This is a genomic window from Sphingomonas sp. Leaf38 (genome assembly GCF_001421825.1).
GTDB lineage: Bacteria > Pseudomonadota > Alphaproteobacteria > Sphingomonadales > Sphingomonadaceae > Sphingomonas.
Genome location: NZ_LMLD01000011.1, coordinates 932,550 through 946,498, shown reverse-complemented (window position 1 = coordinate 946,498; position 13,949 = coordinate 932,550). Strand labels below are relative to the sequence as shown.

General features: G+C 65.8%; 10 protein-coding genes. 8 read left to right on the top strand and 2 right to left on the bottom strand.

All coding sequences use genetic code 11. The annotated features are described in order from the left end of the window. Window positions 1-14: 14 nt before the first annotated feature. Window positions 15-3,287: a TonB-dependent receptor gene (locus ASE88_RS11685; RefSeq protein WP_055872883.1), complete on the bottom strand. Its 3,273-nt coding sequence runs from the start codon at window positions 3,285-3,287 to the stop codon at window positions 15-17. Window positions 3,288-3,425: 138 nt separating this feature from the next. Continuing rightward, entirely contained in the window at window positions 3,426-5,729 is a 2,304-nt protein-coding gene (locus ASE88_RS11680) for a beta-glucosidase family protein (RefSeq protein WP_156357053.1), read from the bottom strand. A 182-nt stretch (window positions 5,730-5,911) separates the two neighbouring features. On the opposite strand from ASE88_RS11680, the gene ASE88_RS11675 reads away from it, so the two are divergent. From ASE88_RS11675 to ASE88_RS19805, 8 genes are all read left to right on the top strand, one after another. Further along, window positions 5,912-7,153 carry an MFS transporter gene (locus ASE88_RS11675; protein ID WP_235527916.1) on the top strand — a complete coding sequence of 414 codons (1,242 nt, stop codon included), beginning with the start codon at window positions 5,912-5,914 and terminating at the stop codon, window positions 7,151-7,153. 1 nt (window position 7,154) lies between these two features. Then, a complete protein-coding gene (locus ASE88_RS11670) occupies window positions 7,155-8,210 on the top strand; it encodes a LacI family DNA-binding transcriptional regulator (RefSeq protein WP_321163416.1) in 1,056 nt (351 codons plus the stop codon). Between the two features lie 841 nt (window positions 8,211-9,051). Further along, window positions 9,052-10,083: a hypothetical protein gene (locus ASE88_RS11665; protein ID WP_056478244.1), complete on the top strand. Its 1,032-nt coding sequence runs from the start codon at window positions 9,052-9,054 to the stop codon at window positions 10,081-10,083. Window positions 10,084-10,087: 4 nt separating this feature from the next. After that, a complete protein-coding gene (locus tag ASE88_RS19125; RefSeq protein ID WP_235527915.1) occupies window positions 10,088-10,366 on the top strand; it encodes a hypothetical protein in 279 nt (92 codons plus the stop codon). A gap of 13 nt (window positions 10,367-10,379) precedes the next feature. Beyond that, a complete protein-coding gene (locus tag ASE88_RS11655; protein ID WP_056478242.1) occupies window positions 10,380-12,479 on the top strand; it encodes a phage tail sheath C-terminal domain-containing protein in 2,100 nt (699 codons plus the stop codon). Window positions 12,480-12,507: 28 nt separating this feature from the next. Then, entirely contained in the window at window positions 12,508-12,978 is a 471-nt protein-coding gene (locus ASE88_RS11650; RefSeq protein WP_056478241.1) for a phage tail protein, read from the top strand. After that, window positions 12,975-13,781 carry a hypothetical protein gene (locus ASE88_RS11645; RefSeq protein ID WP_055872903.1) on the top strand — a complete coding sequence of 269 codons (807 nt, stop codon included), beginning with the start codon at window positions 12,975-12,977 and terminating at the stop codon, window positions 13,779-13,781. The genes ASE88_RS11650 and ASE88_RS11645 overlap by 4 nt, the downstream gene beginning before the upstream one ends. Then, a complete protein-coding gene (locus ASE88_RS19805) occupies window positions 13,724-13,948 on the top strand; it encodes a DUF6760 family protein (protein WP_321163415.1) in 225 nt (74 codons plus the stop codon). Before ASE88_RS11645 ends, ASE88_RS19805 begins: the two co-directional genes overlap by 58 nt. Window position 13,949: the final 1 nt, after the last annotated feature.

Below are 13,949 nucleotides of genomic sequence, written 5' to 3'. Positions count from 1 at the left end.
TTCTCGCCGTTTGGTCAGAAGCGGTATCGCGCTCCGACCAGATACCGGGCGGACCCTTCCGACAGGTACCAGATGTTGCTCTCGTCGCGGCCGTAGGAGCGCACGCCTTCCTCGGTGATGTTGATCGCTTCGAACCCGAGCGCGAAACGGGACGTAAGGTCGAAGTTTACCGAAAGGTCGAGCTGACCATAAGGCGCGGTGAACACCGGATTGCGATCGCCGCCGCGGTTGATACCGCTGAGGAACTTGTCGCGCCAGTTGTAGGACATACGCGCTGAAATGCCGTTCTTGTCGTAGATCAGCGTGGCGTTGGCAGTATCCGACAGACCGACCAGCGCAAACGTGTTCACGCTAGGATCGGCCGCGATGTCGATGCCGATATTGCCGCGGACCAGCGTATAGCTGGCGGCCACGCCGAAACCCGTGTCTCCGAGGAAATACTGCCCGGCGAGCTCGACGCCGTAGATATGCGCGTCCTGGTTGTTGATCGGCGTATTCACCGCGAAGTTGAACAGCGGATCCTGCCCATTGGCGGTAATATCGTACTGGCCGAGGATCTGATCGACGAACCCCTGGTTCAACGCGCGGCTCTGCGTGTTGTAGTTGGCCGCGAACTGCGCGTTCGTCGCCGCGACATTGCCCGCATTCTGCTGCAGCAGCGCTGTGTAGGTGAACAGGTTCACGTCGGTGATGTCGGCGTTGAACGTGCCGGCAAGCTGCTGACGCGCGGTGCCCGAGCGCGTACCGGCGGCGCCCGAGGTGGGATCGCGCAGACCGAACAGGTTGCGGTTGACCACCGTCTGACCGATGAAGTTATGGACCTTCTTGTTGAAGAAGCCTGCCGACAGGAACACGTCCTTGCGCGGATACCATTCGAGCGACACGTCGATGTTGTCCGACGACAACGGATCGAGATCGGTATTGTGCGCCGTGCCGGTGGCGATGCCGCCGATCGCCGTCGGACGACCCGGACCGCTCACATTGGTCGATGCGAACAGGTCGCCGTAACCGGCGCGCGAAATCGTCTTGCTGTACGATGCGCGGGCGAAGAGGTTGTCGACGACTTCGAACTTGGCATCCACCGACGGCAGCCAGTTGCTGTAGCCGCCGCGCGACGACAGCGTCTGCCGATCGGCCGTGTTCGCCACGAAGAAGTCGTTGTCGGCCGTCCAGACGACCGCGGTCGGCACCGGCTGAAGCGAAACGGCCCGGACCTTGGTGTTCTCATACCGAACGCCGGCAACCAGCTGTGCGTTGTGATCGAAGAGCGTGCCGTTCCAGGATCCCTGGACATAGCCCGACCAGATGTTCTCGCGGACGCGGTTGTCGTCGTTCGCGTCGATGTTGTTAGCGTGGTTCACGCCGTCGTTCGTCACGCCGCGATAATAGTCGAACAGCGTGTTGTAGAGCTTCGTCGCATCCTGCGTACGGAACGCCACCAGCGTGTTGGCGTCCGGTTTCCCGTCGTTATGCTCGAACTTGCACACGTTGCAGAACTGGAACACCTGACCGGGCGCGAGACGCGCGATGTCGGGCGGCAGCGAGTTGCCCCAGTCACCCAGGACCTGGCGTGTGTTGTACTGTGTCTGACGCGTATTCGTGGTGCGGTAATCGGCACCCGCGTCGAGGCGAAGCTGATCGTTCAGTGCCCATCCGGCGTCGGCGCGCAGCTCCTTGACCCGCTGCGTCTGGTTGGAGGCGAACTGACGCTGCACCGCGCTCGACAGATCGCCGAGATCGATCACACCGTTGCCATTGCCCTTGATGAAGGACTGGCCGGTCGGCGTCGTGCTGACCGAACCGTCATTGATGCCGATCGTCTGCTGGGGGAAGCCATTCTTGCCCAGCGTCAGCGAATGTGCGGCGACGACCGGCGCGTTGAAGGCAACCGTCGTCGAAGTCTGGCCATTGGGATTGTCAGGCGCGCTGTCCGCGCGACCGATATGACCGTCGATCGCGAGCGAGAAGCGGTCGGTCGGCTTCCATTCGATGTTGCCCCCGAAATCGTACAGCTTGTTCTTCTGCGCGCGGTACGCCTGCTCGAACGCCTCGTCCTTCACGCCGTTGATCGTTTCGGACAGGAAGCTCGTCGTCGCAATGCCGTTGCTGGCGTCATCGAACGTGACCACGCCGAACGGACGATTGAACCAGTTGGACTGAGTCGAGCGCCGTTCGGACTGGCGGAGCTGGGCGTAGAGGCCGTCTGCGGTGAAGGTCAGCGTGTCGGTCGGTCGGAATTGCAGGACACCCGACCCGTTGATGCGCTCGCGGCTCGCCTCGGAGAAGTGATAGCGCGAATCGTTCGGCACGGACACCAGGACATTGCCGTTCGTCGGACGGTTGTTGATGACCGTCTGACCATTGACGAAGCCGTTGCCGGGATTGAGGAAATCGGTCAGCGACCGGATATTCCAATTGTCGGGCGCGACGCTGGAGAAGCTGAAGTTGCGCTTCTGATAGCTGCCGAAGAGCGACACGCCGAACCGCTGGTCGGGATCACTCCAGCTGGCGGTGCCCGACACTTCGGGCGTCACGCGCGCGCCGCAGTCGAAACAGTCTGACGAGCTGTTGTCGTAGCTGCCCTTGACGCCGAGCGAGCCCAGCAAACCCGTGTCCTTCGAATCGAGCGGACGACGGCTGACGACGTTCACGGCCGCGCCGATGCCACCCGATGGGATCGCGGCGCGCCCGGTCTTGTAGACCTCGAGCGTCTTGACGCCTTCGGAAGCGAGGTTGGAGAAGTCGAACGAACGGCCAAACCCGCCGGCACCGTCGCCACCCTGGTCACCGCCCACCGCGACGATGTTCGATGTCGCGAGCTGGCGGCCGTTGAGCGTGACGAGATTATACTGTGCACCGAAACCGCGAACCGTGACGGTCGAGCCTTCGCCGTTGCGGCGATCGATCGACACGCCGGTGATGCGCTGCAGCGATTCCGCGAGGTTGGTGTTGGCGAACTTGCCGATGTCCTCCGCACTGATCGCGTCAACGACACCGAACGAATCGCGCTTGATCGCGATTGACCGCTCGAGCGAGGCACGAACGCCGGTCACGACGATCTCGTCGCCCGGGGCCTGGTCGGGCATCGCGTTGGTCGCGGTCGCGCCGGTCTCGGTCTGCGGAGCGCCTGGCGACGTATCAGCCTGCGGGGTTCCTTGCTGGGCCTGTTCCGACGGGGTCGGAACAGGCGCGGCCTGCGCAGTCGCCAAGGCGGGCATCGTCAGCCCCGCCACCAACGCGACTAGCGACGTCGAGCGCGCAAATGCCAACGGAATAGATCCCCTCATACTCATCCTCCCTGACCAGCAAGTCCTTGCCGGTGTGTTATTCTTGGCGGTGTATCCCCGCGTTTCCCGACCGTGCTGTCGCCCGACATCGATGTCAATCACCGCGCGCCATTCATGCCCGTCATCCGCGGATTTGTTTCAAGGTGTGTCAAAAGCAGCACGCGCCGAGGCCAGCCGCCGGCCCGTCAGAGCGACCGTGCCCGCCGCGACCGTCGTTTGCGCGTCCGTTGCGAGGTTGAGCACATAGGCGCCGCGCTTCAGGCGCCAGCCATCGGCGCCCCATCGCGACAGCGCGCGTGGATCGGCGGTGATCGTCACGGTTCTGGTCTCGCCAGCCGCCAGCGTCTGACGTGACCAGCCGACCAGCCGCGGGGCGCCGCCGTCCGGCAGCGTCGCGTAGAGTTGCGGTACGGCGACCCCCGCCCGCGCCGTCCGATTGGTTACGGCGAACGTCACGCCCGCATTTGCCCCACCCAAAAAGTGTGGGTTGCTGATCCTGATGCTGGCATAGCTCAGCCCGAAGCCGAACGGGAACAACGGCGTGTCCTTGCGCGTGGCATACCAGCGATATCCGACGTTCGCGCCCTCCCGATAGGTAACGGGATAGGCTGGAAGCAGGCTCGCGTCTCCGGCACCGGCATTGGCGGAGGCATCGTTGCGCGTCGCGCCCGTCGGCGATGCGACCGGCCGAGGGCGCGGCAGCTGCGCGATGCTCCGCGGGAAGCTGATCGGCAGACGGCCCGACGCATCGACCTCCCCGAACAGCACGCGCGCAATCGCCTCGCCGCCGCGCTGGCCCGGATACCAGGCCTCGACGATCGCCGGCACGCGCATCGCCCACGGCATCAGAACCGGTCCACCGGTTTCGAGCACGACGATCGTGCGTCGGTTGGCGGCGGCGACCGCGTCGATCACCGCGTCCTGATCATCAGGAAGCGAAAGCGATGGCGCATCCTGCGCTTCGGTCTGCCAATGCGTTGCAAAGACGATCGCCAGGTCGGCGGCGCGCGCCGCCTTGGCAGCGGCGGCGGGGTCGGTGCCGTCGACGAACGTCACCTTCGCGTTGGGGGCCAGCGCCCTGATGGCTCGCAGCGGCGATGACGAATGATAGGTCACCCGCGCGAACGACGCGGCCGCGCCACTCTTGAGCGGGATCTCGATCGGGACGCCGCCGACCGAGCGAACCTGAGACGAGCCGCCCCCGGACAGCACGCCGACGTCGGCATGCCCGCCGATGACCACGATCGATCGCGCCGTCCTGGCAAGCGGTAGAAGCCCGTTCTCATTCCTAAGCAGGACGATCCCGGCTTCGGCGGCATGCTGCGCGACCTCGGCGTTCGCGGCATAGTCGATCGGCTGTGCGGACAGGGGCGTGGGACGGTCGTAAAGGCCGCTGGCGATGACGCCCGTCAGAATGCGGCGGACCATGTCGTCGAGCCGTGCCGTCGAGACCCGCCCCGCAGCGACGGCGTCAGCAAGCGGCGTGCCAAAATAGACCTTTGCATCCAGTTCCTGACCCGACTCCTGATCGAGCCCTGCATTGGCGGCCTTCTCGGTGGAATGTACGGCCCCCCAGTCGGACATGACGAACCCTGGATATTTCCAGTCCCCGCGCAGCACGTCGGTCAGGAGACGCTTGTTCTCGCACGCATAGTCACCATCGATGCGATTGTACGCGCACATCACCGAACCCGGCTTTCCGTCCGCGATCGCGATCTCGAACGCCAGCAGGTCACTTTCGCGCAAAGCCGCCGGATCGATCCGCGCATCGAGCACGGCCCGTCCGGTCTCCTGGCTGTTGAGGACGAAATGCTTGATCGTCGAAACGATATGGTTCGACTGGACGCCCCGGATCGACGCGGCGCCCATCACGCCCGTGAGCAGCGGATCCTCGCCGAGATACTCGAAGTTGCGCCCGTTCCAGGCGTCACGCGTCAGGTTCACGCCGCCCGCAAGCAACACGTTGAAGGTCTTCGCCCGCGCTTCGCTGCCGATCATCGCGCCCCCGGCATAGGCGATGGCGGGATCGAAACTCGCGGCGGTGGCAAGGCTCGCGGGCAGCGCAGTGGCCACATCGCCCTTGCGCTGCTCGACCTGGTTGGCAACGCCCAGCGACGCATCGCTCTCGCGCAACGTCGGTATGCCCAGACGTGGAACACCGGGCACGTACCCGGCGGACGGAATCATGTCGGCCGTCATTGGCTTCGCCATCGGCGGGAATATGCCGTGAACATAGCGGAGCTTTTCGGCGCTGGTCATCGCCTTTACCAGCGCGTCCGCGCGGTCCGCAGCGGTTCGCGTGGTATCGCGCCAGATCTCGGACGTGCGGGCATCCGGTACGCCGGCGGTCGTTGTCGCCGACGCCTGTGCGGACCCCGCCACCGGCAGCGGCAGCGGCACCGGCAGCGTCTGCGCCGAAAGCGCGATCGGCGCGACGCTCATCAGCGCGCAGGCGATCCGCGAAAATCCGGTGCTCATCCCCGTGCTCATCGTCAATATCCTCCCATGCCGCATCTTCCCGGGCGGCTTGGCGGCGTGATCGCCAACTCCGACATCGATGTCAATGCGAAGCGCGCTGCCATGGTCGCACGTTGCGCAGCCGCGTCGCCTTGCTAGGATGAGGCGTGACCACCATCAGCATGCCCCTTGCGCCCACGACCAGCGAACAGCGCGCGACGCTGCTGTTCCGGCTCTGTATCGGCGTCTATTTCCTCGGCGGCTTCCTCAACTCGCTCGTCGGACTGCTGGTACCCCGATTGCGGATGATCGAGGGACTGAACCACGCGCGCGCGTTGCTGGTGCAGTTCGCGTTCCATTCAAGCTATCTCCTCTTTGCCGTGCCGATCACGGTGCTGGTGGTGAAATTCGGCTACATGCGCAGCATCGCGGCGGGGCTGGTCGTCATCGCCCTTGGTTGCGGCCTGCTGGCGGCCTCGCTTGGGTCGCTTGGATACTTCATGGTCCTGCTCGCGTTACTCGCGCTCGCCGGCGGGGTTACCTTTCTGCAGATCGCCGCCAACATCGTCGTGCCGGTGGTGGAACCGGTACGCCGCGCCGTCTCGCGACTGACGTTGCTGCAAGGCTTCAACTCGCTTGGTACCGTGCTTGCGTCGCTGGCAGGATCCACGCTGCTGCTCGGGACGGGTCGGCAACGGCCCGGCGACGTGGCAGAGCATATACGGGTCGTCCTGCCATTCCTTGCGGTCGCGCTTGTCGCACTTGCGCTGGCCGCCGCCTTTATCGGCCGACGCGATCTGCTGCGCGCATCCTCGACACCGCGGCGCGTGCCGCTCTCGGGCATGGTCGACGTGCTGGCGAACCGGCGATTGCTGGCGGGTGGCGGCGCGATGTTCGCCTATGTCGGTGCCGAGGTCACGATCGGCACGCTGCTCGTCGAATATCTGGCGATGCCCGACATCCTGAACGTCTCGCCAGTAGCGGCGGGGCAACTCGTCGGTCTGTACTGGGCCGGGGCGCTGGTCGGCCGATTGGTCGGCGCGCGCTGCCTCACCCGCTATGGCGCGCCGACGATGCTGCTCGGTTGCGCGATCGGCGCCGTCGCGCTCGTGGCGGTGGCGATCAGCCTGCAGGGGCCGGTGGCCGCCGCGGCGCTGCTTGCAGTCGGGCTGTGCAACGCGATCATGTATCCGACGATCTTCGCGCTTTCGCTGCCCGACGATCATGCCACCGCGACCTATGCCTCGATGCTGTTGTGCATGGTCGTCGTCGGCGGCGCGATCATCCCGCTGCTGACCGGCATCGTTGCGGACGCAGTCGGCTTGACGATGGCATTCATGCTTCCAGGCGCCTGCTATATCGTCATCGCGGCGTTCGCGTGGTGGCGGCATCGCACATGGGATTTATAGCATGATGACGCCGCCGGTAACCATCAAGGATGTCGCGCGCGCCGCAGGCGTGTCGCCCAAGACCGTTTCGCGGGTGATGAATGCGGAGGCGCATGTTCGCCCAGCGGTGCGGGACCATGTGCTGCGGGTCGTCGCGGAACTGGGCTATCGCCCCAACGCCTACGCCCGCAGCCTGTCGAGTTCGCGATCCTACCTCATCGGCTTGTTTTTCGACGATCCGGCATCGGGGTATGCCGCAGAGGTCCAGCTGGGCGCGATGGCCCGCTGCCGCCATCACGGCTATCATCTCGTCGTCGAACGGATCGACCGCGACGCGCCCGCGCCGCTCGACGAGGTCGCGAGAACGTTGCAGGCCTTGCAACTCGCCGGCGTCATTCTCACCCCGCCGATCGGCGATTGGTCCGATCTCACCGACCTGCTCGAGCAGCGCGGCATCCCGGTCGTGAAGCTGAATTCATCACAAACCGGCGCGTCGGCCGCGGTGATCCACATCGACGACTATCAGGCCGCGCGCGATATGACCGAGCACCTCATCATGCTGGGGCATCGCGACATCGCGTTCGTGCAAGGGATCGTATCGCATGATGCCGCCGGCAAACGGCTGGCGGGCTTTCGCGATGCGATGCGGTGCGCGGGGATCGACATCAGGGAAGCCTGGATTCAAGCCGGCGACTTCAGTTTCCGGTCGGGCATCGCCGCGGGCGACGCGATCCTGTCGACCGAAGACCGTCCCAGCGCGGTGTTTGCCGCCAATGACGAGATGGCTCTGGGTGTTCTGGTGAGCGCCGCGCGCAGGAACATTGCCGTACCCAAGGCGCTCTCCGTCGTCGGCTTCGACGATGCGCCCATTGCCCGCATGGCATGGCCTCAGCTGACGACCATTCGCCAACCCAATGCCGTGCTCGCCGGTGTGGCCATCGATATCCTGGCCGACCCCGCGTACCAACAGGCCGGCGACCGGCCCGCGCGATCGGTGCAGGTACCCTATAGCTTTATCGGCCGCTCAAGCTCGGGACCGGCTCAAGGGGCGAAAACAGGCCAACCGACCGCCGCATAGCTCGATGGGGTGTTTGCCACCGGGAGGCGGTGTGCCAGCGCAGTGCCCGTCGGTGGCGACCGATGCGGCGAAAGGCGCTGAGGGAGCGGCATCAGCCGGATTTGCCACCGATCGTCCTGATAGACGCTCGGCATTGCACGGCATCGACGGCACCATCGCGCCGTAACCGCCACGTGCGACCATCTATCGACCGTCCGTGGCCCTCGCATGGCCAACCGGGACCGCGGCCGTGTCGGAGCACCGCCACGCCATCGTGACCATGCGGCGGCGATCGGCCGTGGTCGGCGGCGGTGGTCGGCAACGCGAACGCTGCCGCACGACGGCCCAAAACGTCATTTGCCGGCACCGATCCCTCAGCTGACCTGGCGCACAGACCTACGGTCCTTTGCTATCGGCTAAGGCGATGGACAAGTCTTGGCGCGGCATGGCATTGTCGACGGTCGCCGAAGAACATGGTTCACACTGGATGAATGCCTACCGTTCCCCTTCCTACTCCCTGATCTTTATCGGTCAGTATGATAGGATAGGCGTTCGGAATGCGCCGCACATTGCGCTATCGGGATAGCTTGCAATCTCTAGAATTAAACTACCCCAGCCGTAGGTCTTCATACATATTGGTCAGATAATATTGCGATAGTCTCGATTTCTATAGTCAGCCTCGGCCTCCGAACGGTTCGATTCAGATCTACAATTTATTGACAGGCCGTTCCAGCTCACGGACACTGTGCACATATTCAAGGACTTCTGACGCGAGTCGCGGCAGCAAGTACCGCGTACCGACATTGAACAGCATGAAGTCTGGCGACCGTCTTTCAGTAGGCGGGCGCAACAGGAGGAACTGTTGGCTGCGCTGATGATCGACGCTATGCAGCTATGGGGGGCGTGGACCGCGTTGTCGTCCGATGGAATGACTCCATCCGCCGGGCTGACCATCGTCGGGGATGCTGCCACCGAGACGCCGAGCGGCGACGCGCGGTCGCTCGTGGCGCAGAGTGCGGGGCCGGTGCTCGACCATCGTCTGCGCCGCAGCATCGCGCCGCTGGATCTCGCGCCCTGGCCGGAACTGCGGCTGACGTGGCAGGCCAATATAGCGACCGGGTCGCGCGCCGACTCCCCCTTCTTCCTCGAACTGCGGCTGGGATCCGCCGCAGCCCCGATCGGTTCGCCCGGCAATGACTGGCGTCGGCGGCTGCCGCTCGATCGCGCCGATCGGTGGGAGTCGCCGCGATTCAGTCTGATCGATCTGCCGCCGTTGGTCCGTGCCGCCGTGAACCAGATCGAACTGCGCTGCGTGGCGAATACGCCGTTCGTCGCGCGCCTCGACGCACTCGCCGCCGCGCGCGCATCGATACCAGCCGACATCGACGCGGCCTTGCTCGCCCGGCTCGACGCGAAGATCAGCATCGCCGGCGTGCCGGTGGCGGCGCAGATCGTGGCGGCGGGCGCGCCGCTGCCCGCAACGCTGCCGCTGCTCCTCCTCCAGCCCTATGATCTGCAGCCCGCCTGGGCGCTCGATGCCGCAGGCGTCACGCCCGCCGATTTCACCGGCGGCGGGCTGCGTCTGCGCGGGGCCAGCGAAGCGGTCACGCTCGATTACGCGGTCGAGGCGCGCGCCGCGACGCGGGCCGATCAGGCCGCGCTGGTCGATTTCCTGCTCGATGCGCTACCCCGCCAGGGCACGATCGCCGTCAACGACGCGGCGCTGCGCCTCGAATGGGTCACGGCGCCCGTCCGCGACCGCGCCTTCGCGATCGAACGCCAGCTGATCCATCTGCGCGTGACCGCGTGGCGCGAGCGCGGCGTCCCGGTGGTCGTCGTCCCCGTCAAGGCGATCACGACGACCATCGATCCGCGGGAGAGGGCCGGTGGATGATCGCGTGATCCTCTACAATCCTCGCCGCCGGCCGGTCGAATTGCACGCCGACGGCGAGGTGGTCGTCGTGGCTGCTGGCGAGCGCGTCGAACGCGTTCGATCGCGCCAGATCGACCGCCTGATCGCCGGCGGTGCGCTCCAGCATGTCGGCGCATCCCCGCCGGATGCGCCCTCCTTGGCCTTGGATACGACGCCGCCCGCTGAACAGCCTGATCCGCCCGAAGCGCCGGAAAAGCCGGAATCGCCGCGCCGACGCCCCGACCTTCCTCGCCGCCCCGTTTAGCAGGAGCACGCCCATGCCCAATATCGGCCTGAACATCCGCGAAGTGGACGGCTCTGCCAGTCCCTCGATCGTCGCCGCCCCCACCTCGGTCGCGGCGTTCAACGTGCTGACCCGGCGCGGGGTCGCCAACCGGCCTGTCCGGATCGACCGGTTCGACCAGTTCGTCGAGCGGTTTGGCAGCTATTGCCCGGCAGGGCTCGGCGCCTACCTCGTCAAGGGCTTTTTCGACAATGGCGGCCGCGCGGCCTATATCAACCGGGTCGTCTCCTCGGACCCGGCAACGGGGCATCTTGCCGCGTCGCTGTCGCTCAAGGATGCGGCGGCGGCATCGACGTTGCGCCTGTTCGCCGGTTTTCGCGGCGCCAAGGACCCCGGGCGCTGGGGCGATGGCCTCGCCATCAAGGTCGAGGCCAGCTCGGCGTTCGAGACGCGGCTGCGCGAAGGCGCGCGGGCATCGATCGTATCGGCCGCCGCGCTGCCCGCGACCGCCGACCTTTCGGCGCTGCCCTCGCTGGCGCTGACGGTCGACGGCACCGACCAGACCATCACCTTCCAACCCGCCGATTTCGCCGATCCCGCCAACGCCACCCCAGGCGAGGTCGCCGCGGCGATCAACGCGCGCCAGAGCAAGGTCGTCGCGGCGATCAATCCGGGCGGCAAGCTCGTGCTCACGTCCTCCGGCGAAATCGCGCATCTCGCCAATAGCTGGACCAGCGTCGGCGTCCGCGCGCCTAATGCCGCGACCGGCTTCCCCGCGATCGTCGCGGAGAGCTTTGCCGCGCCCGCGGCGGTGGCGCCGACCGGCGCGACACTGCGCCGCAGCGACGCGTTCATGCCCGGCGATGCGCTCGAAATCACCGATCCGGCAACGCCGGCGAACCGCGCCTTCGCCAAGCTGATGACGCGCAACGATCTGACGGGTGCGATCACCTGGGCACCCGCAGTTGCCAACATCGCGACGTGGAAGGGCCGCGAGATCCGCGTGCGCGCCGTCCGCTTCAAGCTGATCGTCGCGCAAGGCGGAACCGATCCGGCGAATGTCGCGGAAGTGTGGGACGGGCTGTCGATGGAGGCGGACACCGCCGATTACGCGCCGGCGCGGCTCAATCACCCGATGACCGGATCGCGGTTCGTGTTCGCCGAAGACCTGTTGAGCGCGAGCTTGGTCGGCGCGGATCTGCCGGTCGGCGCCAGTTTCGCGCCGCTCGCCGGTGGTCGCGACGGCGCGCCCTCGGCGGCCGATTTCGTCGGCGATCCCGCCGCGCGCACGGGTTTCCATGCGTTCGACACCGCCGCGGTCCAGCTCGTCGCGTGCGAACGCAGCGATCCCGCAGTCGTGATCGGCGGCCTCGCCTATTGCCAGGCCCGCGAGGACTGCATGTATGTCGGTGCGACGCCGGAGGGCGTGGTGGGAGCCGATGCCGTCGCCTACGGCCAGGCGTTTCAGGGCCGCAAGGTGTACGGCGCGCTCTACAGCCCCTGGATCGTCGTGTCCGATCCGCAGGGCGTCGGCGATGCCCCGCAGCGGACGATCCCGCCGACTGGCCACATCATGGGCGTCTATGCGCGGATCGACGGGTTACGCGGCGTGTGGAAAGCGCCGGCCGGCGACGAGGCCAACCTCGCCGGCGCGATCGACGTGACCTATCGCATGACCGACGAGGAGCACACGCAGCTTGTCAAGGAGGGCAGCGTCAACGGGATCCGGGCGATGCCCCGCGCCGGCATCGTCATCGATGCCTCGCGGACGCTGAGCACCGATACGCGCTGGCTGTATGTCAACGTCCGGCTGCTGTTCAACCTGGTCAAGTCGAGCCTGAAGGACGGGCTGCGCTGGGTCCGCCAGGAACCGAACCGCGCGCAGCTGTGGAATTCGATCAACTACGGCACGGTAACGCCGTTCCTCCTCGGGCTGTGGCGACGCGGCGCGTTCGGGACGGGCAATCCCGCCGATGTGTTCACCGTCATCTGCGACACGACCAACAACCCGCCCGACCAGGTCGATCAGGGCATCCTCAACCTCGAAGTCTATTTTTACCCGTCCCGGCCCGCCGAGACGATCCTCATCACCGTCGGCCAGCAACCGTCGGGCGGCGTCGTCGCCGAGCAGTGACGCCACCGTCCAGCCAGGAGAAACTGCGATGCCTCTCGTCGGAAATATCTGGGAAAGCTACCGCGCGAACGAGTTCGTGCTGATGGTCGAAGGGGTTGAAAGCCCCGGCGTGTCGAAGGTCTCGGGGTTGTCCGAAGGCGAGCTGGAATCGGTCGAACAGCCCGATGGCGCGTCGCTCAGGGTCTACAAGCTCGCCGGCTCCAAGGTGAAATTCGAATCGCTGACGGTCGAGCGCTATGTCGACGGCAGTCCGCAGGACAAGGTGTTCCGCGACTGGTTCCAGTCGACCTTCCGGCTCAACGTCACCGATCAGGGATCGTCGGGCGTCCGCAAGAACGGGATGATCGTCAAGCGCCACAACGGTGCCGACGTCCTCACCTTCGCCTTTTACGGCGCCTGGGTGAAGTCGTCGAAATTCACCGATCTCGAGGCGGGGAGCACGACGCTGCTCAAGCAGACGATCGTGCTGGAGCATGACGGATTGGAGCGCGTCGGATGAACATGCACGAGGAGTTTCCGCTCGATCGCGCGCAGCCCGCCAGCGGTCATCGCACGCTGCCGTTCACGCTGCCGATCGGAGTCACCGACGAGGATGGCGCGATCCGCCGCGACGGCGCGTTGCGCAAGATGACCGGCCGCGAGGAGGCGATCCTCGCCGACACGCAGAACCAGCGCAACGGCGGCAAGCTCGTCACCGAGCTGCTGCATGGCTGTATCGTCGATCTCGGCGGCGAGCCGGTATCGCCGGTCGTCGTCGCCAACATGTATTCGGCGGATCGCAACTATCTGTTGCTGCGGTTGCGCGCGATCACCTTCGGCGCCGCGCTGGAGGCGAGCTACAAATGCCCGTCCTGCGGCCATGGCTGGGAGGTGACCGAGGACCTCGACGACCTCCCGGTCCGCTCGCTCGAAGAGGGCGAGCGCGTCGAGCCGATCCTGGTCGAGCTGGAGGACGGCTATCTCGACCGGGCGGGGATGCTGCACACCGCAATGGTGCTGCGGCTGCCGACCGGGGCCGACGAAAGTGCGGTCGCCGCACAGATGCGCAAGAACCCCTCGCTCGGTAAGAACGCATTGCTCGCGCGCTGCATGGTTTCTCTTGGTGACGTCCCGGCGCACCGGCTCGAGGCGCTGGGACCCAAGATGCTCGTCGACCTGACGATGACCGACCGCCGGCTGATCGATCGCGCGCTGAATTCGGCCGCACCCGGGGTGGACCTGATCCGACCGATCGAGTGTCCAGCATGCGGCAACGAGTTCAAGGCCAATCTGGATCTGTCGCGTTTTTTAGCAGTGGAGTGAATTTGGAGGGTCTGAGGCGCGAACTGTTCTTCCTCGCCTACCATCTTCACTGGTCCTGGAGCGAAATCATGTCGATGCCTACTGACGAGAGACAGGCGTTTGCCGCGTTGCTGCGCGAGCAGATCGAACGCGAGAACGCCGAGATTAATGCGGCGCGGCGGGGCTGAC

Bases quoted from the DNA above. Each gene is read 5' to 3' on its own strand.
- ASE88_RS11645 (WP_055872903.1), top strand. From the start codon at position 12,975: ATGAACATGCACGAGGAGTTTCCGCTCGATCGCGCGCAGCCCGCCAGC.
- ASE88_RS11655 (WP_056478242.1), top strand. From the start codon at position 10,380: ATGCCCAATATCGGCCTGAACATCCGCGAAGTGGACGGCTCTGCCAGT.
- ASE88_RS11685 (WP_055872883.1), bottom strand. From the start codon at position 3,287: ATGAGGGGATCTATTCCGTTGGCATTTGCGCGCTCGACGTCGCTAGTC.
- ASE88_RS11670 (WP_321163416.1), top strand. From the start codon at position 7,155: ATGATGACGCCGCCGGTAACCATCAAGGATGTCGCGCGCGCCGCAGGC.
- ASE88_RS11680 (WP_156357053.1), bottom strand. From the start codon at position 5,729: ATGAGCGTCGCGCCGATCGCGCTTTCGGCGCAGACGCTGCCGGTGCCG.
- ASE88_RS11650 (WP_056478241.1), top strand. From the start codon at position 12,508: ATGCCTCTCGTCGGAAATATCTGGGAAAGCTACCGCGCGAACGAGTTC.
- ASE88_RS19805 (WP_321163415.1), top strand. From the start codon at position 13,724: ATGCGGCAACGAGTTCAAGGCCAATCTGGATCTGTCGCGTTTTTTAGC.